Here is a 20,745-nt window from a genome sequence, read left to right on the forward strand (position 1 = left end):
CTCTTAATGCGCGAATGTCCGGAGCGAGCCCGTCATGGACATTTCGGCACGTGCCAATACACATGCCGTATGTCGATGATCCAAGATCTAGAGCAAATTGTGAGAGCGGTTCTGCCGACCGACCCCAGCTTCCGAGACATCGGAAGCGAGGACATGGATCGTCACATCAACGTAGCCCGGCAGAATGCGCTCGCGAACGAGAAGGACGAATTCCTCCTTTCTCTGATGCGACTCCTGGCCTTGCCTGCGAACGGCCACACACGCTTGATCCCGAACGATGCCATCTCGGTTCTCCCTCTGAGGTTCGTGACCATCGGTACCTCAGTCCGCCTGCTCGATGCCGCGTCCGGTTTCGCTGAGGCGATTGGAGGTGAATTGGTTTCCATCAATGGTATTCCCGTGAGCGAGATCGAAGTCGCGTCCGATAAGTTTCTGGCGGGGACGAAACAACGAAAACGCGTCATCGGGCCGATCCTTTTCGCTTGGCCAAGCGCATTGAAACGCTTGAGTGTTTTGTCCGGCGACGACACAATCGAATTCCGGGTGCGCAATGAGGCGGGACGGATCAGCGAACTGGTTGTGGATACAGCCAATAGGATTTCTGGGTCCGTGTTCTACCCGCGAAACGAGCATGGGAAAGCCGACGCTTCCTGGTTTCCCAAGTCCTTTCTGGAGATCAAGGATTTCGGCCAGCGCGGTCTGCTGTTGGTCCTTCCGAGCTTCTTCGATCCCGGTGGAATTGATCTATCGAATGCGGTGTCCGAGGCGGCGGACCGCGTTAGATCGCGCCCCGGCACCCCCATTCTTGTTGACGTTCGAGGAAACACGGGCGGCAATTTTCTTCGAACCATGCCGTTGATCGACGCGATTTCGGACGGCGCAAAAGACCGACGGGTTGGATTGCTTGTCGACAAGTTCACCTTCTCCGCCGCTATCGTATTCGTCGCCATCCTGAAACACCGTCTCGGAGCACGGCTCAAACTTATCGGGGAAGAGATGGGGGACGGTCTGACATTCTTTGCGGAAGGGGGAACAACCGACCTGTCGTCCAGTGGCGCGGTGATCCGGTACTCATCGGCCTTTCATGATTGGGCTGGAGGTCGTGTCGACGAAACCACGCCAAGCGAGATCGCCGAAAAGATCGTCGCGGTCGGGACACTTGAACTGGACCGTAGTTGGATCGCAAATTCGGACGATGTTGAATCGCTGGATCGGTTCTGCCTGGAGATGCTCGACAGCCTGCACACCTCGACGAAGGAAAGCAAAGTCCGGCGCACCTGACCTGCCGTCAAACCTTAATGAACAGTAAATAGGTCCGATCCGGTCCAAATGTTTCGCGCGCGAAACAATAGGTCAGGGTGTGCTCCCTTTTGCCAACGGCGGCAGCCGCCCCACACCGTCCGCATATTTCCGTCCATGCCTTGTATGCCCCCGGTCGCCATTCTACATGGGCCTGCATGAAGCGCTTTATCCCCTTTATGAAATCGGACCCGGTCGTGTCTGTGGTCCGGTTGCAAGGCACCATTGCGGCAGGCACGCGCGGTACGCTGAGCGACGCCAGCTTGCGCGGTATGCTGGAGAAGGCGTTCCGCAAGGGCAAGCCCGCAGCGGTCGCGCTCGAGATCAACTCTCCCGGGGGGAGCCCCGCGCAAAGCTCTTTGATCGGTGCGCGCATCCGGCGCCTGGCCGAAGAGCACGAAGTGCCGGTTTACGCCTTTGTCGAAGATGTCGCCGCGTCCGGCGGATACTGGATCGCCAGCGCCGCGGATGAGATCTTTGCCGATCAAAGCTCTATCCTCGGTTCGATCGGCGTCATCTCCGCGAGCTTCGGCGCACATGTGTTCCTGCAACGCCAGGGCATCGAACGGCGCGTCTATACTGCTGGCAAATCGAAATCTATGCTCGATCCGTTCAAGCCCGAAACCGAAGAGGATGTCGCGCGTCTGAACAAGTTGCTTGGCCAGTTGCACGACACGTTCATCAATCAGGTCAAAACCAGCCGTGGCGACAAGCTGGCCGATGACCCTGACCTGTTCACAGGAGAAGTCTGGATCGGCCAGCACGCGGTCGACGTGGGTCTGGCCGACGCCGTTGGTCATTTGGTCCCGGTGATGAAAGAGCGTTTCGGAGACAAGGTTCAGTTTCGCCGCTACGAACAGCGCCGGCCGTTCTTTGCCCGTTTCGGTGCGCAACTGACACAGGATGCGCTTGTCGCCCTTGAAGAACGCGCCGAATTCGCGCGGTACGGTCTGTAGACGTGATCACCAAGATCGTTTTCCTCTTCCTCATTTTCATGGGTGTGCTTGCCATGTTCGGCAAGCTGCGCCTGCCCGGCGCGAAGCGCCTTGCCAGCAAGAAATGCCCGAATTGCGGACGCTACCGCATCGGCAAGGGGCCGTGCCCCTGTTCGGGGAAGGCATCCTGATATGCTGATGATCTGGGGGGGCGTTGCTGTCGGGCTGGTGATCCTGTTGCTTGCAGGCGACGCGCTGGTGAAAGGCGCGGTCAACCTGTCACTTCGGATCGGCATTCCCGCCCTCATCGTCAGCCTGACGGTGGTCGCCTTCGGCACCTCTGCGCCAGAGCTTCTGATCTCGATCAAAGCCGCGCTCGACAATGTGCCGGGCATCGCCTTGGGCAATGTCGTTGGGTCCAACACTGCCAATATCCTGCTCGTCCTAGGTGTTCCCGCGCTCTTGGCGGTCATGCACACAAGCCAGTGCAACACGCGCAAGAGCTATGTCATCATGCTGTTGGCGTCGGTGCTGTTTATCGGCCTCGCGTTTCGCGGCATCTTCGATTTTTGGGCGGGACTGGTGCTTTTGGCGGTGCTGGCGGTGATCCTGGGGGACTCGATCCGCGAGGCTCTGGCACATCGCCGCGCTGTTCAGAACGGCGAGGGTGACGACGAGGAAGAGCCGGAGGGCGCGGACCCGAGCATGCCTTGGTGGAAGATCATTCTCTTCCTGCTTCTCGGTCTGATCGGTTTGCCTTTGGGGGCGGACCTGCTGGTCGACAGCTCTGTACAGATCGCGAAAATCTTCGGTGTCAGCGATACCGTCATCGGTCTGACCCTTGTGGCGCTCGGGACGTCCTTGCCCGAATTGGCCACCACGGTGATGGCGGCGCTGCGCCGTCAGGCGGATGTGGCGCTGGGCAACGTGATCGGGTCGAACATGTTCAACCTTCTTGCCATCATCGGGGTTGCTTCGCTGATTGCACCGATTCCGGTCGATCCGGAATTCCTGCGGTTCGATCTGTGGGTGATGCTGGGCGCATCGATCCTGATTTTCCCGCTGGTCTTCCTGAGCCGTGACCTCACGCGGATCTGGGGTGTGATCTTGTCGGCGCTTTATCTGGGCTACATTGCGCTTGTCATCATCTAAGGGCAGGGACGTGCGATGAAGAAGGCTTTGGTCACCGGTGCGGGAAAACGTCTGGGTCGGGCGATGGCGCTTTACCTCGCGGATCGCGGGTTCGACATTGTGGTGCATTACTCAAGCTCGGACGATGCGGCCGAGGAGGTGGCGGAGATGATCCGTACGAAAGGCCGCGCCGCCTGTACGGTGCAGGCCGATCTGCTGAGCGAGGCGGACACGCAGGCGCTTGTGCCAAACGCCATCGATGGGCTGGGTGGTCCGCTGACCGTTCTCATCAACAACGCGTCGATATTCGAATACGACAATATCGAAACGGCAACGCGGGAGAACTGGGATCGGCATCTCGAAAGCAACCTGCGCGCGCCGTTTGTGCTGACGCAGGCGCTCGCCGCACAGTTGCCCGAACCCGAGACGGATGACAGGGGTGAGCCGGTGGCGCAGGGTCTGGTCGTGAACATGATCGACCAGCGCGTGCGCAAGCTGACGCCGGAATTCATGACGTATACCATCGCGAAGATGGGTCTCTGGGCCTTCACGCAGACCGCGGCACAGGCGCTGGCGCCGAAGTGCCGGGTGAACGCAATCGGTCCCGGACCGACGCTGCGTGGGGGGCGGCAAAGCGAAGAGCATTTCGCGAAACAACGTGCTGCCACCGTTCTGGAGAGGGGCGCAAACACGTCTGATATCACGGGCGCTTTGGGGTATTTCCTCGACGCGCCGGCGGTCACAGGGCAGCTGCTTTGCGTGGATGGCGGACAGCACCTGGCATGGCAGACACCCGACGTGATCGGTGTCGAATGATGCACAGCGCGTGCAAGTTTTGCACTGCTCAAGTTGACGTTACGAGACCGTTACAAAAGTGTTAATGTTTTCAGCTACTTGTTGCGACGTTCAAAAAATACAATTCAATATCAATCACTTACATACGTGCCTAAAAATTAGGCAACTCAGGGAAGCCGCCAGAATACAATGGAAAAATCCACCTGAGCGAAAGTTCTCCGCAGAGTTATCCACAGATTCCGTGGATGCCTTAGTGGTTGCGCTACCAGTTCACATTGTGCAGCCAGTGATCCAGAATCAGACGCGAGCCAAAACTGTAAATCCATCGTGACATGACCGACAAAACCGATACAGAAAACCTGACAGGTCATGCCTGCATTCAGAGCTATCTGAAGACGCTCGACCAGAGTCCGGGCGTCTACCGGATGCTCGATGCGCAGGCGCGGGTGCTGTATGTCGGCAAGGCGCGCAACCTCAAGGCGCGGGTGTCGAATTACGCACGCCCGGCGGGTCATTCGGGACGCATTGCGAGGATGATCTCCGAGACGGCGTCGATGATGTTCCTGACAACGCGGACGGAAACCGAAGCGCTGCTGCTGGAACAGAATCTCATCAAGCAGCTCAAACCGCGCTACAACGTGCTGCTGCGCGACGACAAGTCTTTCCCGAATATCCACGTCACCGATCACGCCTTCCCCATGATCCACAAGCATCGCGGAGCCAAAAAGGAAAAGGGCGCGTATTACGGACCGTTCGCCAGTGCGGGCGCCGTGAACCGGACGCTGAACCAGTTGCAGAAGGTCTTCCTGCTGCGCAACTGCTCGGACCCGATGTTCGAAAGCCGGACGCGGCCCTGTTTGCTCTACCAGATCAAGCGCTGCTCGGCGCCGTGCGTCGGGAAAGTCTCTGAGGCGGAATATGCCGAGAGCGTGAAAGACGCGCAGCGGTTTCTGTCGGGCAAGTCGACCAACGTGCAGGAAACACTCGCCAAGCAGATGGCGCAGGCGTCGGAAGAGATGGAGTTCGAACGCGCCGCCGCGCTGCGGGATCGTATCCGCGCACTGACGCAGGTGCAGACGGCCCAAGGCATCAACCCGCGCGGCGTGACCGAAGCGGACGTGATTGCGCTGCATCTCGAAAAGGGGCAGGCCTGCGTGCAGGTCTTTTTCATCCGGGCGAACCAGAACTGGGGAAACCGAGATTTCTACCCGCGCGTCGGCCCGGACGTGGAAGAAGCCGAGGTGCTGGAAGCCTTTCTGGGACAGTTCTACGACACCAAGGAACCGCCGCGCCTGATCCTTCTGTCGCATCCGATCGAAAACGACGATCTGATGTGCGAGGCGTTGTCCGACAAGCTGGGACGCAAGGTCGAGATCGCGGTGCCGATGCGCGGCGAGAAGTCGGAGCTGGTGGACGGCGCCTTGCGCAACGCGCGCGAGTCGCTGGCGCGGCGGATGGCCGAGACGGCCACGCAGGCGAAGCTGTTGCGTGGCGTGGCGGAAGCCTTCGATCTGGACGCGCCGCCGCAGCGGATCGAAGTCTACGACAACAGCCACATTCAGGGCACGAACGCCGTTGGCGCGATGATCGTGGCGGGGCCGGAAGGCTTCATCAAGAACCAGTACCGCAAGTTCAACATCAAGGGCGAAGAGCTGACCCCTGGTGACGATTTCGGCATGATGAAAGAGGTGCTGACCCGGCGCTTCAAGCGATTGCTCAAGGAAGACCCGGATCGGGACAAGGGTCTGTGGCCCGATCTTTTGCTGATTGACGGCGGGGCCGGGCAAGTGTCAGCGGTGGCCGGGATCATGGCCGAATACGGTGTCGAGGACGTGCCGATGGTGGGTGTCGCCAAGGGCGTCGACCGCGATGCGGGCAAGGAAGAGTTCCACAGGATCGGCACGCGCCCGTTTGCGCTGCGCCACAACGATCCGGTTTTGTATTTCATCCAGCGACTGCGCGACGAGGCACACCGGTTTGCCATCGGAACGCATCGCGCGAAACGGGCGAAGTCACAGATGGCCAACCCTCTGGACGAGATCCAGGGTGTGGGTGCGTCACGCAAGCGGGCGCTACTGGCGCATTTCGGGTCGGCCAAGGCCGTGAGCCGGGCGAACCTGGCGGACCTGAAGGCGGTCGAGGGCGTCAGCGAGGCCTTGGCCGAGCGCATCTACGGCTTCTTCCACGAAAACGGCTGAGCGTCATCGCATTGTGTGTGCTGCGCACACGCAGATTTTTTGATTTGCCTCCGGCGGGGATATTTCAGGCCGGAAGAAGATCAGGGTGCGATCTGTTCCAGGATGTGGCGGACGGATGTCGGGAGCGGGGCCGGGCGCGAGACCTCATTGACATGGACCTGGGTGAAAAAGCCTTCGGCCCCGGCGGTGTCCGCCTCGTTCGCGAAAAGTGCGATTTCGTAGCGGAACGAGGAAGTGCCGATATGGGCAACGCGCAGACCGGCCGTCAGGACGTCGGGGAAGCCCATCTCGGCGTGGTAGCGGCAGCCGCTTTCTATGACGAGGAACTTTGTCGCGTTCGGGCCGCGGATCTCTATCCCCTGATCGATTTGCCAGAGGCTTACCGCGGTGTCGAACAGCGCGTAGTAGGTCGCGTTGTTGAGGTGGCCGTATTCGTCATTGTCCTGCCAGCGCGTCGGCAGAATGCGGAAGGCGCGGTAGTCTGCGCGGGTTCCCGGGGGCTGGCGTGTCATCCGGAGCGCAGGAGGCGGAAGGCTGCGGACGCGCCCCAGCCCGCCGCGATGGCGATGGCGAGAGACATCAATCCGTACACCAGCGGCTGCTGGCGCGACAGGTTGAAGAGCCAGCGTTCGAGGCCGACCTTGCGGACGTCGATGCTTGTCTCGTATCGCGAGATCACCTTGCCACCGCGGGTGAGGAAGATGCGGGTGGCGTAGTCGCCTTCGGTCAGGTTCGCGGGCATCCGGATGGCCGTGGTAAAGAGCGTCGATTGCTGCAAATCGACCGCGTTCTCCTTCAGGACGTAGGTGCCGTCGTTCATCTTGATGCGGATCAGGGCATCCAGAAACTCTTGCGGCTTGTCCACCTGGCTCCACGCCCCGACAGAGCGGATCGCTCGTGGGATCGAGATGGTGTGACGCAGATCGTCGGCCTCGTTGATCACTTCTGCCCAGGTTCCCGAGGTGGCAATCGCGTAAAAGCTGGGGGCTGCGCTGACGCTCAAGCCTTCGGTGTTGACCCAGATGCCGAAACGGCGGTCCTTGCGGCGAATGGTGACGGGTTCCCGTGGGCCGGAAATCGTCACGATGACCTGAAGCGGGTCGTCTTGCGGGATCGGGGCCTCGCGCTTGATGGCGCCGTAGATGATGATCTCGGATCCGTCGAAATTCGTTGAGATCGACACCTCGTCCTGACTCAGGCCCAGCACAACCTCTTCGGCGCTGAGCGGCATCGCGAGGCATGCGAGGAGAAAGAGCAGCGCGCGCATCAGTGACCCTCTGCCCCGACGCTGAACAGTTCCGCCGGCTGGATCAGCAGATCGAGGGCGAGCTTGCCGCAGACGGCGAGGACCATGAGGGCAAGCAAGATGCGGAGTTGTTCGGCCTTGAGCTTGGCCCCGATCACGGTGCCGATCTGCGCGCCGACAACGCCGCCGACCAAGAGCAGAACGGCCAGCACGATGTCGACGGTGTAGTTCGTCGTGGCATGCAGCAGCGTGGTGAAGCCGGTCACGAAGATGATCTGGAAGAGCGAGGTGCCGACAACGACCTTTGTGGGCATCCCCAAAAGATAGATCATCGCGGGGACCATGATGAACCCTCCGCCAACCCCCATGATGGCGGCGAGGATACCGACCAGAACACCCACAAGGACCGGCGGGATGACAGAGATGTAGAGCCCCGAGGTGCGGAAACGCATCTTGAAGGGCAGGCCGTGCACCCAGTTGTGCTTCTTGCGAGCCGGCGGCTTGCCGGACTTCGTTTTGCGGATCGCGTTCAGGCTCTCGATGAACATGAGCGAGCCGATCACGCCGAGGAAGAGCACGTAACACAGTCGTACGAGCAGATCGACCTGGCCAAGGCTTTTGAGATAGTTGAACACCCCCACACCGAGCGCCGCGCCGATCAGGCCGCCGATCAGCAGCACCGTTCCCATCTTCAGATCGACCGTCTTTCGCCTGAGATGTGCCAGTACGCCGGAAAAGGAGGACGCCACGATCTGGTTCGCCTCGGTGGCGACGGCCACTGCCGGAGGGATGCCGATGAAGAAAAGGAGCGGTGTCATCAAGAACCCGCCGCCGACGCCAAACATGCCGGACAGGACACCCACCATCCCACCCAGACCGAGGAGCAGGAACGCATTGACCGAGACCTCGGCGATGGGGAGGTATACTTGCATATTTGTCCTTAGACCCAACGCCGGATCCGTTTCAAGCGATCCGGTGCCGCAGGTGCAAAAAGGACTTACACTTGAGTGCGATCTGGACCGATTGGAGAGGCTTTTCCGTATATAGTGGAAGGGTGCCTTGTTTTGGTCTGTTTAACCAGACTTCTGTCTCTGAGCTGTGCTTGATATGAGCGCGACCCACCGTACCCGTCTGATTTGGTCAGCTGCGTTGGTTGGAAAGCCTTGCTGCTTAGACAGGGTCAACCTCTGCGATTGCTGTCATTTCGAGAAGATCGCCAAAGTCGGTATCGACACGTCCTCTCACGACGCGTCCGCAACCGAATGTGGCCGGAGAACGGTCGGCTGGACTCAGATTGCTGGGTCTGGTCACCTATTCCAAAATGCGAGGTAGCGCGGTTGAGTGGGCCAGACCGGATTCATGCGATTTCAATGGGAACTCTGTCTTGAAGAACATACGCGCTTTCGCCGCCGAGCATCCGTTGGTCTTGGCAGTTTTGCTGCTTCTGGTCGCCGCGACTTACTTTCTTGCACCCGTCTTCTTCGTAGATGCTTCGCAGCTTTTCGGGCACGGACAACAGCAAAAAGGCGCTTCTGATTTCGCCGGCGGTCTTTGGGCCGAAATCGGATTGGCCGGAGTGCTTGTGTTTGCCGTTGTCCTCATCGGTTGGACGCGGGAAACAAGACTTAGTGTTGCGCCCGGATGGCGTGCCAGTCTCCTCACTCTCCCCTACATCGCGTTGATTCTGCTCATGGTGCTGGCGGTCTACTGGTCTGTTTATCGGCAGGATGACGATTTCGCGCTGACGGCTGCTGAATGGCGGGCGATCTGGCTTGCCAGTTTCGTTGCTCTTGTGGTGGGATTTTTCGAGGAGCTGTTGTTTCGTGGAGTTCTTCTGCACGGCTTGAGGTCGAAGATGCCGGCTATTCCGGCGGTGCTGGTTGCGGCCTTGGTCTTCGGCGCTTTTCACTTCGTGAATTGGGTGAGTGGCCAACCTCTTGATGTGACCATTTTGCAGGTCATCTCAGCCGCTGGAGGCGGTGTACTTTATGGTGCCTTGGTGCTTTGGACCGGCTCGCTCTGGCCCTCCATTGTCATGCATGGCCTTTGGGATGCCGGTGTTACTTTGAACCAGACGATGTTGAAAACGCGTGAAAGCGCAGGTGCATCCGGCGGTGGCGCAGCCGAAACCACAGAAGTCACCCTTAGCCCCTTTTATGCGCTTCTTTCGCCTGAATTGATTTACGGTCTCATCTTGCTTGGACTGTGGGGATGGTGGAACCACCGTCGCCCTTCATCCTAGATGATTGGGTCTTTGGCATAGCTCGAGCAAACATGGTGATCGCCCCAGGCCGTGTCTGAGAGCCGAGAGGGAGACTTCTTGTCAAGGGACTCTCCGTCTCAGGACGCCATCGTAACCTGTTGCCGCGTTATGCCGATTTTGCACATGCGCTGCGCCATGGTGTATTCACCTCAGACCGAACTTGCCTCTGGGATACTCCAGAGATCTTCGTTCAGCGCTCTTTCACGTAAGGCTCGCCGCCTGCACGGGGCGGGATGGCTTTACCGACAAAACCGGCGAGGATCACGACCGTGAGGATGTAGGGCAGGGCGTCCATGAACTGCACCGGGACGACGAACGCGCCGAGGTCGATGTTCTGGTACCGCAATGCGACGGCCTGCAGCAGACCGAAGAGAAGACAGGCGTAGAGCGCGTACCACGGGCGCCACTTGGCAAAGATCAGGGCCGCCAGCGCGATGAAGCCGCGACCGGCGGTCATGTCCTTGACGAAACCCGCCTGGAGGGCAGTGGCCAGGTAAGCACCGGCGATCCCGCAGAGAATACCGCAAATGCCGACGGCGACGTAGCGCAGCGTGACCACCGAGACACCGGCCGTGTCGACGGCCTCGGGGGCCTCTCCCACGGCGCGCAGGCGCAGGCCGAACCGGGTGCGGAACAGGAGCCACCATGTCAGCGGGACGGTGAGGAAGGCGATATAGACGAGGATCGAGTGCCCCGAGATAAGCTCTGCGTAGATCGGGCCAAGTACCGGGACGCCCGACAGCGCCTCGGCGCCGGGCAGCGTGATCGGACCGAAGCGGCCTTGCCCGATGAGCGAGGGCGTGCGTCCGCCCTGACTGAACCAGTCCTGCGCGATGAGAACTGTCAGACCCGCCGCAAGGAAGTTGATCGCAACGCCAGAGATAAGCTGGTTGCCGCGGAAGGTGATGGACGCAAGCCCGTGGACGATGGATAGGGCAAGCGACGCGGCAATGCCTGCGCCAAGTCCCATCCAGACATCGCCGGTGATCGCGGCGATGGCCGCAGAGAAAAACGCGGCGGCAAGCATCTTGCCTTCGAGGCCAATGTCAAAGACGCCCGCGCGTTCAGAGAAGAGACCGGCGAGGCAGGCCAGCAGGAGCGGCGTGGCGAGGCGCACCGTGCTGTCGAGGACCTGAAGCAGAGTGAGGAAATCCATGGATCAGATCCTTGTCGTCGCAAGCTTGTAAGCCGTGAAGGCGAAGAACACGCCAAGGGTCGCCTCGACCCAGCGGCGGCCACGGGCATAGAGGGCGGTGAACGGGCGCGAGGACAGGGCCACAGCCCAGGCACCGTGTCCAACGAAGGAATTGACGAAACCGCCGAGGATGAAGATCAGGATGATGGGCCACGGGGCCGCCGCGAAATTCGCCACGGCGACAGCCGCGAGCCAGTACATGATTGCTTTCGGGTTCGTCACCTGCATCGCAAAACCGCCAAGCGCGATGGCTCCGGCGCGGCGGTCAGCCAGTCCGGAGAAACTTGCCGATGGTGGTGGCGGCGGCGAGACCGCGCGGCCAAAGGCGTTCCAGGCCAGCCAGCTCAGATAGGCGGCGCCCATGAGCTTGATCGCGGTCATCGCCCAGGCGACTTCGGCCACAAGTGCACCCAACCCGATCACCGCTGCCGCGACGAGGCACACTGCCCCGGTCGCAATCCCGAAGCAGGTTGTGATGGCTGCCGTGCGCCCCTGCGTCGTCGCGACCGTCAGGATCAGAGCAACGCCCGGTCCGGGGGACAACACGCCAAGCAGCTGCACCGCCCATCCGGCCAAGAGGTTCGGAAGCCACTCTGCCAGCATCGACATCACTCCGCCGGACCGGTTTGCGCCGACCGCTTGTCGGGCTTCGGTGCGCGTCGCATCGACAGGAACACCTTCTCAAGCGGCATGCGCACCATGTTGTCGAGCGCGCCGGTGAAAAGGATGACAAGCGCCTGGATCACGACGATCAGTTCGCGCGGGATGTTGGTCCAGAGCGCAAGCTCTGCGCCCCCTTGGTAAAGGAACCCGAACAGCAGCGCGGCAAGTAGCACACCGAGCGGGTGTGACCGGCCCATGAGAGCGACCGCGATGCCGATGAAGCCCGCGCCTTCTGTGGCGTTCATGACAAGGCGTTCGGCCTCGCCCATGGTGGTGTTGAGCGCCATCATACCCGCCAGCCCACCGGAGATGAGCATGGCGACGACGGTGATCTTCACCGGGCTGATGCCCGCATATTTCGCTGCGGATTCCGAATGGCCAAAGGCGCGGATCTCGTACCCCAGACGGGTGCGCCAAATCAGGAACCAGACCAGCACACACATGAGGAGAGCGAGGAAGAAGGTCACGTTGGCGGGCGCACCGCGGAACATCGGCGCGGCGGCGGTGGAGAACATGTCCTGAAATGTCGGCAGGTGCGTCGCTTCGGGGAAACGGGCTGTGGCCGGGTCCATCGCGCCTTGCGGACGCAGAATGTTCACCAGCACGTAATTGAGCAACGCAGCCGCGATGAAGTTGAACATGATCGTCGTGATCACGATGTGGCTGCCACGTTTGGCTTGCAGGTAGGCCGGGATCAGAGCCCACATCGCGCCGAAGAGCGCGGCAGAGGCGGTCGCCCCGATTAGGGCGACGTACCAGTTGGGCCACGGAATATAGAGGCAGGCAAGCGCGACACCGAGGCCACCGATCATGGCCTGACCTTCGCCGCCGATATTGAACATGCGCGCATGGAAGGCGACCGCGACGGCAAGGCCGGTGAAGATGAAATTGGTCGCGTAGTAGAGCGTGTAGCCCCAGCCCGAGGACCGCATCAGCGCCCCTTCGACCATCAGGTTGAACGCCGCGATCGGGTCTTCACCGATTCCGATGATCACGAGGGCCGACAGGATGGCGGCTAGGATAAGCGAGATCAGGGGGACAAGGACCGCGTCGGCCCAGCCGGGCATCTTATCCATCTTTGTCGCCTTCCTTGTTGGGTCTTGCTCTGCTCTTGAAGACGGGTTGTTGGGGTGCCGCCTCCGTATCCTGTTCCTCTTTTGGCTTGGTATTGGCCGTGACAGCGGACGGCGCGCCTTGCTGGATCGTCGCGCTGAAGCCGCCGATGCTCACGCTTTCGACCGGCTTCTTTTCCTCTGGCGCGGGCACATCCGTTTGCGGAACATCCTCGGGTTCCGGAGCCTCTGCGGACGGCGTGCTGATCTCCTCGACCGGTGCATCGTCCTGCGCAGCTTTCTCAAGGTGCGCGGCCTCTTCGGCAGGCTCAGCAGCCTCGGTGTCGTCTTGAGCCTCTATCGGGTCCGCTTCAGCTGTTTCCCCGGTCTCAGTCTCAGTCTCGGTCACAGGCTCCGGGTGGGAGCTTTCGGCGTTTTCCGCGACTTCCTGCAAGTCATCCTCCGAAAACGCCATGGGCGCTTCGGGCATTTTTGCGGAGTCGGTGTCGGTGATCCCGGCCATGAGCAGGCCAAGCTCTTTCTCGTTCGTCTCCTCGGGCAGGCGTTCGCCCATGATCTGGCCGTCGAACATCACGGCGATGCGGTCGGACAGGGACAGGATCTCGTCCAGTTCCACGGACACGAGAAGAATGGCTTTGCCTTCATCGCGCAGGCGGACAATCTGTTGGTGGATGAACTCGATGGCCCCGATATCGACGCCGCGTGTCGGCTGGCCGACCAAAAGAATGTCGGGGTTCCGTTCGATTTCACGGGCGAGCACGATCTTCTGCTGGTTTCCGCCCGAGAAGTTGCGCGCGGCCAGTTTCGGGTTCGGCGGACGCACGTCGAAGCGATCCATCTTGGCCGCGGCCTCTGCCTTGATCGCCGCGTTGTTCATCAGCGGGCCGGACTGAATGGCCGGATCGCGGTGGTAGCCGAAGATCATGTTTTCCCACGCGGAAAACGGCATGATGAGACCTTCCCGGTGCCGGTCTTCGGGCACATGCGCGATCCCACGGGCGCGCCGGGACTGTCCGTCCGAATGTGCGCCAGTGAGATCAATCTCTTGGCCTTTGACCCGTACCGAACCGGTGGCATTCGCGTATCCGCCAAGCACATGCATCAGATCAGACTGGCCGTTACCCGCCACGCCCGCGATGCCCAGGATTTCTCCGGCGCGCACGTGGAACGAGATGCCTTTCAGACGCTCGACACCCTTGTCGTCGATCAGGCGCAGGTTTTCGACCTCCAGCACCGGGTCCTTTGGTTGGGCCGGTTGCTTGTCGATGTGCAAGAGCACCTTGCGGCCCACCATCATCTCGGCCAACCGTTCGGGGTTGGTCTCGGACGTCTTGACAGTGGCGGTCATTTCGCCACGCCGCATCACGGACACCGTGTCGGTGGCGTTCATGATCTCGCGCAGCTTGTGCGTGATGAGGATGATCGTCTTCCCCTCGGCTCGCAGGTTGTCGAGGATACGGAACAGGTGGTCGGCCTCTGCCGGTGTCAGAACGCCGGTCGGTTCGTCCAGGATCAGAATATCGGCCTGACGATACAGCGCCTTGAGGATTTCGACGCGCTGCTGGTGTCCGACGCTGAGGTTTTCGACGATGGCGTCCGGATCGACGTTAAGCTCATATTCCTCGGCCAGTTGCTTGAGCACGCCGCGCGCCTTGTTGAGCGATGGGCGGAGCAGAGGGCCATCTTCGGCGCCGAGGATGACGTTTTCCAGAACAGTGAAGTTCTGCACCAGTTTGAAGTGCTGGAAAACCATGCCGATGCCGGCGCGGATCGCGGCCTGGCTGTCGGGGATCTCGGTCTTCTTTCCGTGGATGAAAATCTCGCCGCTGTCGGCTTTGTAGAACCCGTAAAGGATCGACATCAGGGTCGATTTGCCTGCGCCGTTTTCGCCGATGATGCCGTGAATCGTCCCGGGTTTGACGCTGATCGAGATGTTCTTGTTGGCTTGGACAGGACCAAAGGCTTTCGAAATGCCCTTCAGTTCGATCGCGGATGCAACCTGTGTGACATCGATCTCGGACTCTTCGGCAACGGCTGTGCTCATGGCTGTCCCTGTTGTCTTTTGCGGGTCTTGAAGCCCGATGCAAATCGAAGCGGCCGTTGCCGGCCGCTCCGGTTCTTTTGTCAGCGCCGGATCAGAAGCTCAGCGCGGGGCAGCTGTCGTCGGACATGTAGTCGTGGACCTGAAGCTCGCCGCTGGCGATCTGGGCCGACGCTGCGTCGACGGCTGCTTGCATCTCTGCACTGACCAGCTCTGCGTTGTGCTCATCAAGTGCGTAGCCGACACCGCCGTTTGCAATGCCCATCACGTTGATGCCGGTTTCAAGATCGGTTCCTGCGGTCATTGCCTCGTACACGGCATTGTCCACACGCTTCATCATCGAGGTCAGAACCTGGCCCGGGTGCAGGTAATTCTGGTTGCTGTCCACACCAATGGACAGGATGCCTTCGTCCGCTGCGGTCTGCAGGACACCGACGCCGGTACCGCCTGCGGCGGCGTAGACAACATCAGCGCCTTGGCTGATCTGCGCTTTGGTCAGCTCAGAGCCTTTTACCGGGTCGTTCCATGCTGCCGGGGTCGTGCCGGTCATGTTCGCCACGATGTTTGCGTCGGGGTTGATGGCTTTGACGCCCTGCGCATAGCCGCAAGCGAATTTGCGGATGAGTGGGATGTCCATGCCGCCGATGAAGCCAACGGTGCCCGACTCCGACGCCATCGCGGCCATCATGCCGACGAGGTACGACCCCTCGTGTTCGTTGAACACGACAGAGCGGACGTTCGGCTCGTCCACGACCATGTCGATGATCGCGAACTTGGTCTCGGGATAATCCGGCGCCACCTCGGCCAACACGTTGCCGAAGGCAAAGCCGGTCATCACGATGGGGTTGTTGCCGTTCTCTGCAAAGCGGCGGAGCGCCTGTTCGCGCTGCGCTTCGGACTGAAGCTCGATCTCGCGGAAGGAGTCGCCGGTTTCTTCGGCCCAGCGCTTTGCGCCGTTGAAGGCGGCCTCGTTAAAGGACTTGTCGAACTTGCCGCCAAGATCGAAGATCAGCGCGGGTTCGGCAGCCACGGCGCCTGCGGTCAGCGCAAGTGCTGCGACAGCGCCGGAAAGTTTCGTCATAAGGGTCATTTTCAGCTCCCAGCTGTTGGACTGCGACGACTTGAGTGCGTCGCTTGTTTAGATCATGTGATCGCGTGCAATTAAGGCCGTAGCGCCTGCAAAGGGCAATAGCTTTTTGCCCAAGACGCCGGCAGGTGCCACGCAAATCGCCGATGACCTTACGGGACAGTCAGGGAAAGCAGCACCGCATCGTCCTTTGAGCCATCGCGCAGGCGGTAGTAGCCCTTGCGCGTTCCGATGGGCACGAATCCCTTCGCGGCGTAGAAGGCGCGGGCCGACGCGTTGCCTTCGGCGACCTCCAGAAAAATGCGCGTGACCCCGTTCTTCGCGACCAGATCGCGCAGGTCGGCAAGCAGCGATGACGCTACGCCAGAGCGCTGCGCCTCTGGCGCGGTGGCCAGAGCGAGGATTTCGCATTCATCCGCGACGATCCGGGCAATCAATCCGCCCGTGTCCCGGTGAAGAAAGCATGTCTGCGGCTGCGCCAGTGTTTCGGTGATGGTCTTGGCCGACCAGGGCCGCATGTCGACATACGCCGCATCCACGATCGCAGCGAAGTCTTCGGCGGTCACGTCAGCATCACCGGCCCGGTGTCGCGCGACGGCGCGGCGTCGGCCGGTTTGATGTAGAGGGGCTTGGGGCGACCAGCGGTTTTCGGATCAGCGATCGCGGCACATTCCGCGATGGCGGCAATGAGCTTCTGCCGATCGGACAGGAAGACGGGGCTGTGCGCATCTTCTTCCCGACCCAGTCGCGGGGCTTCACCAGCCGGTTGAAGGTAAAGCATGTCGCGCGGCGCGGGCACTGCTGCCACGGCAGTCGGATATAGATGGTGGATTGCGTCGAGTGTCGACACACCAATCGCCGGCACGCCAAGCCCCAAGGCCAACCCTCGTGCCGCCGAGACCGCAATGCGGATACCGGTGAAGTTGCCCGGCCCAACACCGACCCCGATCCGGGTGAGATCCGACCAAGTGGCACTGTTCCGAGACAACAGGCCTTCGAGCATCGGCATGAGATGTTCGGCCTGACCGCGCGCCATTTCATCGATGCGCGTGACGGTTGTGCCGTCTGGATCGCGCAAGGCGGCAAGGCACGCTGGCCCTGACGTATCGAAGGCGAGGATCATCGGGTTTGCGCAGCTTCCGACAGCGCATCCCGATTGCTGCCTTCGCTGCGCGGCAGGTCATCCGACATGTGAAGCCAAGCCAGTTGGCTGCCGCCATGTGAATGGGATTCGGGCGCCAATTCGGACGCGTTGTCAAAAAGGCCGACAGGCACGTAGATTTGGTCAGGTAGGTAGGCGTACCAAGCCGCCAAAGGTGATCCGCAGCTTTGGCAGAACCAACGTTTTACGCCCTCGTTGTGCGAAACTCCCGCACCGAGCTCCGGAGACCAGACCAGATCGTTCTTCGCAAAAGCCGCCAGCGCGCTGACCGGCGCGCCGGACACTCGACGGCAGTCATTGCAATGGCAGTACGCTACGGTTTGGGGCGGTCGTGTCGTCGAAAATGTGACGGCACCGCAATAGCACCGTCCAGTCAGAACGGATGCGTCAGACGGCAACCGGGCGCACCTCGGTCACTTCCGGAATGTAGTGGCGCAGCAGGTTTTCGATGCCCATTTTCAACGTCAGCGTTGACGATGGGCAGCCCGCGCAGGCGCCCTGCATGTGCAGATAGACAACGCCGCGTTCGAACCCGTGAAACGTGATGTCGCCACCGTCTTGCGCCACGGCTGGCCGCACGCGGCTGTCGAGCAATTCCTTGATCTGGCCAACCACCTCGGCATCTTCGCCGCTGTGATCCGCGTGACCGGACGGCGCTTGCGCGTCGCCGGACATAACCGGATCGCCGGACTGGAAATGCTCCATGATCGCGCCAAGAAGCGACGGCTTGAGGTGGTCCCAATCGGTCGCGTCGTCCTTGGTGACCGTGACGAAGTCATGGCCGAAGAACACGCCCTTGACGCCGGAGACCTCGAAAAGTCGGGTCGCAAGCGGAGAGGCCGATGCCCCCTCGGACGAGGGAAAATCAGCGGTGCCCATGTCGAGCACGGTCTGGCCGGGCAGGAACTTCAGCGTGGCCGGGTTGGGCGTTGATTCAGTCTGAATGAACATGGGAACACCTCCTGATGAGACACCATATATGCGGTGTGCCCGATGCAGCGTCAAGGATTAGAACTGTTCTAAATAGCGCGTGATATCATTCGTCGCGATTCATCGAATGGGAAGTAGTGTCACCTCAAACCTGCCGGACACGGGCATCGGTTCAGACAAGTCGATCGTCTGCCCGAAATTGTCACTGCGGCCCAATGTGCCGGTGAAACTCCCGCTGACCGTCAATTCGGTGTCGTTCAGTGATCTCTCCGTGATGACAACGGTCAGGCCGCCACTCTCTGACCGTCCGTACCACCGTTCGAACCCGGCATCGTCGCGTCGCCGAAGTAGCGACAGTTCTGGCGTTGTCGCGCCGGTGCGCAAAAGGTCGAAGGCCAGCCTCAAGGATTGAAACCGCTCCCAAGTTGCAACCTCGGTCGGCCGCGACAGGATGCTGACCTTGGCGAACCCCGGTGATCCGGTCCAGTCGCTATGGGCTGCGTTCAGTGGCAATTCAAACTGTTCATTCCCAAGGGTCAACGTGACGTACCCGCTTTCCGTGGCGGTCGCCACGGTTGCGGCAAGAAGACTGGCGCCAAGGCACAGCTTCTGTAGCGCACGCGCGAAGCCGAGACCCGATAGAACAGCCACCAAACCCTCCTTCTTCTGCCGTCGACACGATCACATGTGATGCCAACAAACGCAAAGGGGCGTATCAGGTGATCGCTTCCAACCGCTCTTTCGACAATTCTCCTGGCACGATCGTGATGGGGATCGGCAAGCTGCCCGCGTTCTTGGTCAATTGCGTGACAAGAGGCCCAGGGCCCTTCTTGTCGGAATTGGCGCCCAGCACCAGAACGCCGATTTCGGGGTCTTCCTGCACATGGGCAATGATTTGCGCGACCGCCTCACCTTCGCGGATCACCAGCTCCGGATCAACGTTCTGCTTGTCCCGCATCCATTTGGCAAAGACCTCGAAATGCGCGTGAATCCGTTCGCGGGCTTCTTCGCGCATCACCTCTCCGACGCCGATCCAATGGTTGAATTCATCGGGCAGGATGACCGACAGGATCGTCACGCCACCGCCCGTATTCGCTGCGCGCATCGCCGCGAAACGCATGGCGTTCAGGCATTCGCGGCTATCGTCCAGCACCACAAGGAATTTGCGCATCAGAAGTCTCCCTCAGCGGATCATGGCGCAGGAACCAGGGTCGCGCAATAGAACATGGCCCGCGGTCATGGAGCGTCTGTCGGCATCTCAAGCAAGGGCAGAAATCGGCCGGGGATGGCCTCTGACGGGGCTTCTCCGATCTGGATGGCACCATGTTTTTGGTAGAACGGAGCAGCCGCCGGATCGGACTCGATCAACATCTTCGCGTGCCCGGCCTGACGGGCCTCAGTCTTGGCCCAGTGGATCAGGGCAGTGCCGATACTGCGGCCCATGTGATCTGGGCAGACAAAAAGCTTGTCGAGGTCCGCTTGCGGTCCGGACACATCGACCACGGCGATCCCTGCAAAGCCCGCACCGTCGCGGATCACCGCGATGAGTTGTGCCAGATGCGCTTGCGTGATCCGCAGCACGTCGCGGCATGCTTCCATGAAGTCAGTATCATATCCCCAATACGCCTTGGACCGCATGCAAAGATCGGACAGCGCCTGCAGCGTAGCATCATCCGCCTGCGTCAAGCGTTCTGGCGTCATCCGGAATGTGCCCAATCCCAATACATCTCGCGCACGCGACGCGTGACCGGGCCGACCTGATACGACGTGTCTTCAAAGCCCGTGACGGCAGTCACTTTGTGCATGTTGCCGGAGAGAAAGACTTCGTCTGCATCCTCGAAATCGGCGAAGGTCAACACGGTTTCATGAACCTGTGTCCCGTCCGCCCGAAGGTTGGCCATGTGACGCGACCGGGTGATTCCGGCGAGGAAGGTGCCATTGGCGATGGGTGTGAACACCTCGCCATCCTTTACCATGAACACGTTCGATGTGGCGCTTTCGGCGACGTTGCCCATGGCATCGGTCACCAGCGCGTTCTGGAACCCGCGCGCACGTACATCGCGCAGCATGCGTGCGTTGTTCGGGTAAAGGCATCCCGCCTTGGCGTTGACCACCGCGTCTTCGAGAACGGGTCGGCGGAAGCGGGTCTTGCCAAGCGTGACCGACGCTGTATCCGGGGCAAGCGGGATTTCCTCGAGGCAGATGGCGAAGCCGGTTTTGTCAGCCATCGGCGCAATGGCCGAGGCGTCGCCATCAATGGCCCAATACATCGGGCGGATGTAGACAGCCGCATCTTTCGGATAGGCTTTCAAACCCTCCCAGACGATGTGAACCATGTCTTCGGTGGTCACAGTCGGCGTGACCATGAGCGCCTCGGCGGACCGGTTGACCCGCGCGCAATGCGCATCGAGGTCGGGTGCAACGCCGTTGACATAACGCGCGCCATCAAACACGCCGCTGCCCAGCCATGCGCCATGGTCGGCGGCGTTCATCACGGGCACGTCAGTGTCATGCCACGTGCCGTTGAAATAGGTCCGGATGTTGGTGCCGACTGCCATCGAAGCCTCCCTCGTGTTGGCGGCAAGCTAGGCGTAGCCGTGCCCAAGGTCCAGAGCGCACCAGCGCTTGCCCGTCGCAAGCGCACCTTGCCGATCCTGTCCGCGCAACAAAAAATACTGGGCAGCCCCAAGAAACTTCGTACGAAGTTTCTTACGCATCTCAATTAAA

The 20,745-nt window shown here is 60.8% G+C and carries 23 protein-coding genes and 1 pseudogene; 7 read left to right on the forward strand and 17 right to left on the reverse strand.

Features of this window, described 5'->3' with window-relative positions:
• Nucleotides 1-153: 153 nt before the first annotated feature.
• The 6 genes from BUA42_RS00660 to uvrC all read left to right on the forward strand — a co-directional run bounded on the left by BUA42_RS00660 (nucleotide 154) and on the right by uvrC (nucleotide 6,358).
• On the forward strand, nucleotides 154-1,281 hold the full coding sequence (locus BUA42_RS00660) for a peptidase S41 (protein WP_245818910.1): 1,128 nt from the start codon (nucleotides 154-156) through the stop codon (nucleotides 1,279-1,281).
• Nucleotides 1,282-1,457: 176 nt separating this feature from the next.
• Nucleotides 1,458-2,255 (forward strand): S49 family peptidase, encoded by a 798-nt coding sequence (locus BUA42_RS00665; protein ID WP_072775789.1) that lies wholly within the window; start codon nucleotides 1,458-1,460, stop codon nucleotides 2,253-2,255.
• 2 nt (nucleotides 2,256-2,257) lie between these two features.
• Nucleotides 2,258-2,425 carry a hypothetical protein gene (locus tag BUA42_RS21025; RefSeq protein WP_178346817.1) on the forward strand — a complete coding sequence of 56 codons (168 nt, stop codon included), beginning with the start codon at nucleotides 2,258-2,260 and terminating at the stop codon, nucleotides 2,423-2,425.
• Between the two features lies 1 nt (nucleotide 2,426).
• The gene (locus tag BUA42_RS00670) at nucleotides 2,427-3,386 is read left to right on the forward strand and encodes a calcium/sodium antiporter (RefSeq protein ID WP_425435009.1); all 960 of its coding nucleotides are present in this window, start codon (nucleotides 2,427-2,429) and stop codon (nucleotides 3,384-3,386) included.
• 15 nt (nucleotides 3,387-3,401) lie between these two features.
• Nucleotides 3,402-4,181 (forward strand): SDR family oxidoreductase, encoded by a 780-nt coding sequence (locus tag BUA42_RS00675; protein WP_072775790.1) that lies wholly within the window; start codon nucleotides 3,402-3,404, stop codon nucleotides 4,179-4,181.
• A 311-nt stretch (nucleotides 4,182-4,492) separates the two neighbouring features.
• Entirely contained in the window at nucleotides 4,493-6,358 is a 1,866-nt protein-coding gene (uvrC, locus tag BUA42_RS00680; protein WP_072775791.1) for an excinuclease ABC subunit UvrC, read from the forward strand.
• Between the two features lie 80 nt (nucleotides 6,359-6,438).
• Here the strand turns inward: uvrC and BUA42_RS00685 are convergent, their stop codons facing one another.
• Genes BUA42_RS00685 through BUA42_RS00695 form a run of 3 tightly spaced genes read right to left on the reverse strand, consistent with a single transcriptional unit; the run spans nucleotide 6,439 to nucleotide 8,536 of the window.
• The gene (locus BUA42_RS00685; protein WP_072775792.1) at nucleotides 6,439-6,870 is read right to left on the reverse strand and encodes an acyl-CoA thioesterase; all 432 of its coding nucleotides are present in this window, start codon (nucleotides 6,868-6,870) and stop codon (nucleotides 6,439-6,441) included.
• Complete coding sequence (locus BUA42_RS00690; RefSeq protein ID WP_072775793.1) at nucleotides 6,867-7,625, reverse strand: TIGR02186 family protein; 759 nt, start codon at nucleotides 7,623-7,625, stop codon at nucleotides 6,867-6,869. Before BUA42_RS00690 ends, BUA42_RS00685 begins: the two co-directional genes overlap by 4 nt.
• Nucleotides 7,625-8,536 carry a sulfite exporter TauE/SafE family protein gene (locus tag BUA42_RS00695; RefSeq protein ID WP_072775794.1) on the reverse strand — a complete coding sequence of 304 codons (912 nt, stop codon included), beginning with the start codon at nucleotides 8,534-8,536 and terminating at the stop codon, nucleotides 7,625-7,627. Before BUA42_RS00695 ends, BUA42_RS00690 begins: the two co-directional genes overlap by 1 nt.
• A gap of 452 nt (nucleotides 8,537-8,988) precedes the next feature.
• Here BUA42_RS00695 and BUA42_RS00700 point away from each other — a divergent pair, with 452 nt between their 5' ends.
• The gene (locus BUA42_RS00700) at nucleotides 8,989-9,846 is read left to right on the forward strand and encodes a CPBP family intramembrane glutamic endopeptidase (protein WP_072775795.1); all 858 of its coding nucleotides are present in this window, start codon (nucleotides 8,989-8,991) and stop codon (nucleotides 9,844-9,846) included.
• Nucleotides 9,847-10,057: 211 nt separating this feature from the next.
• On the opposite strand, the gene BUA42_RS00705 is transcribed toward BUA42_RS00700, so the two are convergent.
• The 14 genes and pseudogenes from BUA42_RS00705 to BUA42_RS21425 all read right to left on the reverse strand — a co-directional run bounded on the left by BUA42_RS00705 (nucleotide 10,058) and on the right by BUA42_RS21425 (nucleotide 20,735).
• Nucleotides 10,058-11,023 carry an ABC transporter permease gene (locus BUA42_RS00705; RefSeq protein WP_072775796.1) on the reverse strand — a complete coding sequence of 322 codons (966 nt, stop codon included), beginning with the start codon at nucleotides 11,021-11,023 and terminating at the stop codon, nucleotides 10,058-10,060.
• A 3-nt stretch (nucleotides 11,024-11,026) separates the two neighbouring features.
• A complete protein-coding gene (locus BUA42_RS00710) occupies nucleotides 11,027-11,665 on the reverse strand; it encodes a LysE family translocator (protein ID WP_072776665.1) in 639 nt (212 codons plus the stop codon).
• A 5-nt stretch (nucleotides 11,666-11,670) separates the two neighbouring features.
• Nucleotides 11,671-12,801 (reverse strand): ABC transporter permease, encoded by a 1,131-nt coding sequence (locus tag BUA42_RS00715; RefSeq protein WP_072775797.1) that lies wholly within the window; start codon nucleotides 12,799-12,801, stop codon nucleotides 11,671-11,673.
• Nucleotides 12,802-13,276: 475 nt separating this feature from the next.
• A pseudogene (locus BUA42_RS00720) lies at nucleotides 13,277-14,842 on the reverse strand (ABC transporter ATP-binding protein); the annotation flags it as partial.
• Nucleotides 14,843-14,933: 91 nt separating this feature from the next.
• Complete coding sequence (locus tag BUA42_RS00725) at nucleotides 14,934-15,929, reverse strand: BMP family lipoprotein (protein ID WP_072775798.1); 996 nt, start codon at nucleotides 15,927-15,929, stop codon at nucleotides 14,934-14,936.
• Nucleotides 15,930-16,078: 149 nt separating this feature from the next.
• A complete protein-coding gene (locus tag BUA42_RS00730) occupies nucleotides 16,079-16,492 on the reverse strand; it encodes a GNAT family N-acetyltransferase (protein ID WP_072775799.1) in 414 nt (137 codons plus the stop codon).
• Complete coding sequence (gene tsaB, locus BUA42_RS00735) at nucleotides 16,489-17,049, reverse strand: tRNA (adenosine(37)-N6)-threonylcarbamoyltransferase complex dimerization subunit type 1 TsaB (RefSeq protein ID WP_072775800.1); 561 nt, start codon at nucleotides 17,047-17,049, stop codon at nucleotides 16,489-16,491. The genes BUA42_RS00730 and tsaB overlap by 4 nt, the downstream gene beginning before the upstream one ends.
• Nucleotides 17,046-17,486 carry a GFA family protein gene (locus BUA42_RS00740; RefSeq protein ID WP_072775801.1) on the reverse strand — a complete coding sequence of 147 codons (441 nt, stop codon included), beginning with the start codon at nucleotides 17,484-17,486 and terminating at the stop codon, nucleotides 17,046-17,048. The genes tsaB and BUA42_RS00740 overlap by 4 nt, the downstream gene beginning before the upstream one ends.
• Nucleotides 17,476-18,039, reverse strand: coding sequence for a NifU family protein (locus tag BUA42_RS00745; protein WP_072775802.1), 564 nt, complete (start codon nucleotides 18,037-18,039; stop codon nucleotides 17,476-17,478). Before BUA42_RS00745 ends, BUA42_RS00740 begins: the two co-directional genes overlap by 11 nt.
• A gap of 99 nt (nucleotides 18,040-18,138) precedes the next feature.
• Nucleotides 18,139-18,669 (reverse strand): hypothetical protein, encoded by a 531-nt coding sequence (locus tag BUA42_RS00750; RefSeq protein ID WP_072775803.1) that lies wholly within the window; start codon nucleotides 18,667-18,669, stop codon nucleotides 18,139-18,141.
• A gap of 64 nt (nucleotides 18,670-18,733) precedes the next feature.
• Nucleotides 18,734-19,189 (reverse strand): universal stress protein, encoded by a 456-nt coding sequence (locus BUA42_RS00755; protein ID WP_072775804.1) that lies wholly within the window; start codon nucleotides 19,187-19,189, stop codon nucleotides 18,734-18,736.
• A gap of 65 nt (nucleotides 19,190-19,254) precedes the next feature.
• Nucleotides 19,255-19,719: a GNAT family N-acetyltransferase gene (locus BUA42_RS00760; protein ID WP_072775805.1), complete on the reverse strand. Its 465-nt coding sequence runs from the start codon at nucleotides 19,717-19,719 to the stop codon at nucleotides 19,255-19,257.
• Entirely contained in the window at nucleotides 19,716-20,576 is an 861-nt protein-coding gene (locus tag BUA42_RS00765; protein ID WP_072775806.1) for a branched-chain amino acid aminotransferase, read from the reverse strand. Before BUA42_RS00765 ends, BUA42_RS00760 begins: the two co-directional genes overlap by 4 nt.
• A 27-nt stretch (nucleotides 20,577-20,603) precedes the next feature.
• On the reverse strand, nucleotides 20,604-20,735 hold the full coding sequence (locus BUA42_RS21425) for a hypothetical protein (protein ID WP_281249770.1): 132 nt from the start codon (nucleotides 20,733-20,735) through the stop codon (nucleotides 20,604-20,606).
• Nucleotides 20,736-20,745: the final 10 nt, after the last annotated feature.

Origin of the sequence: Marivita hallyeonensis (genome assembly GCF_900129875.1) — a bacterium.
Taxonomy (GTDB): Bacteria; Pseudomonadota; Alphaproteobacteria; order Rhodobacterales; family Rhodobacteraceae; genus Marivita; species Marivita hallyeonensis.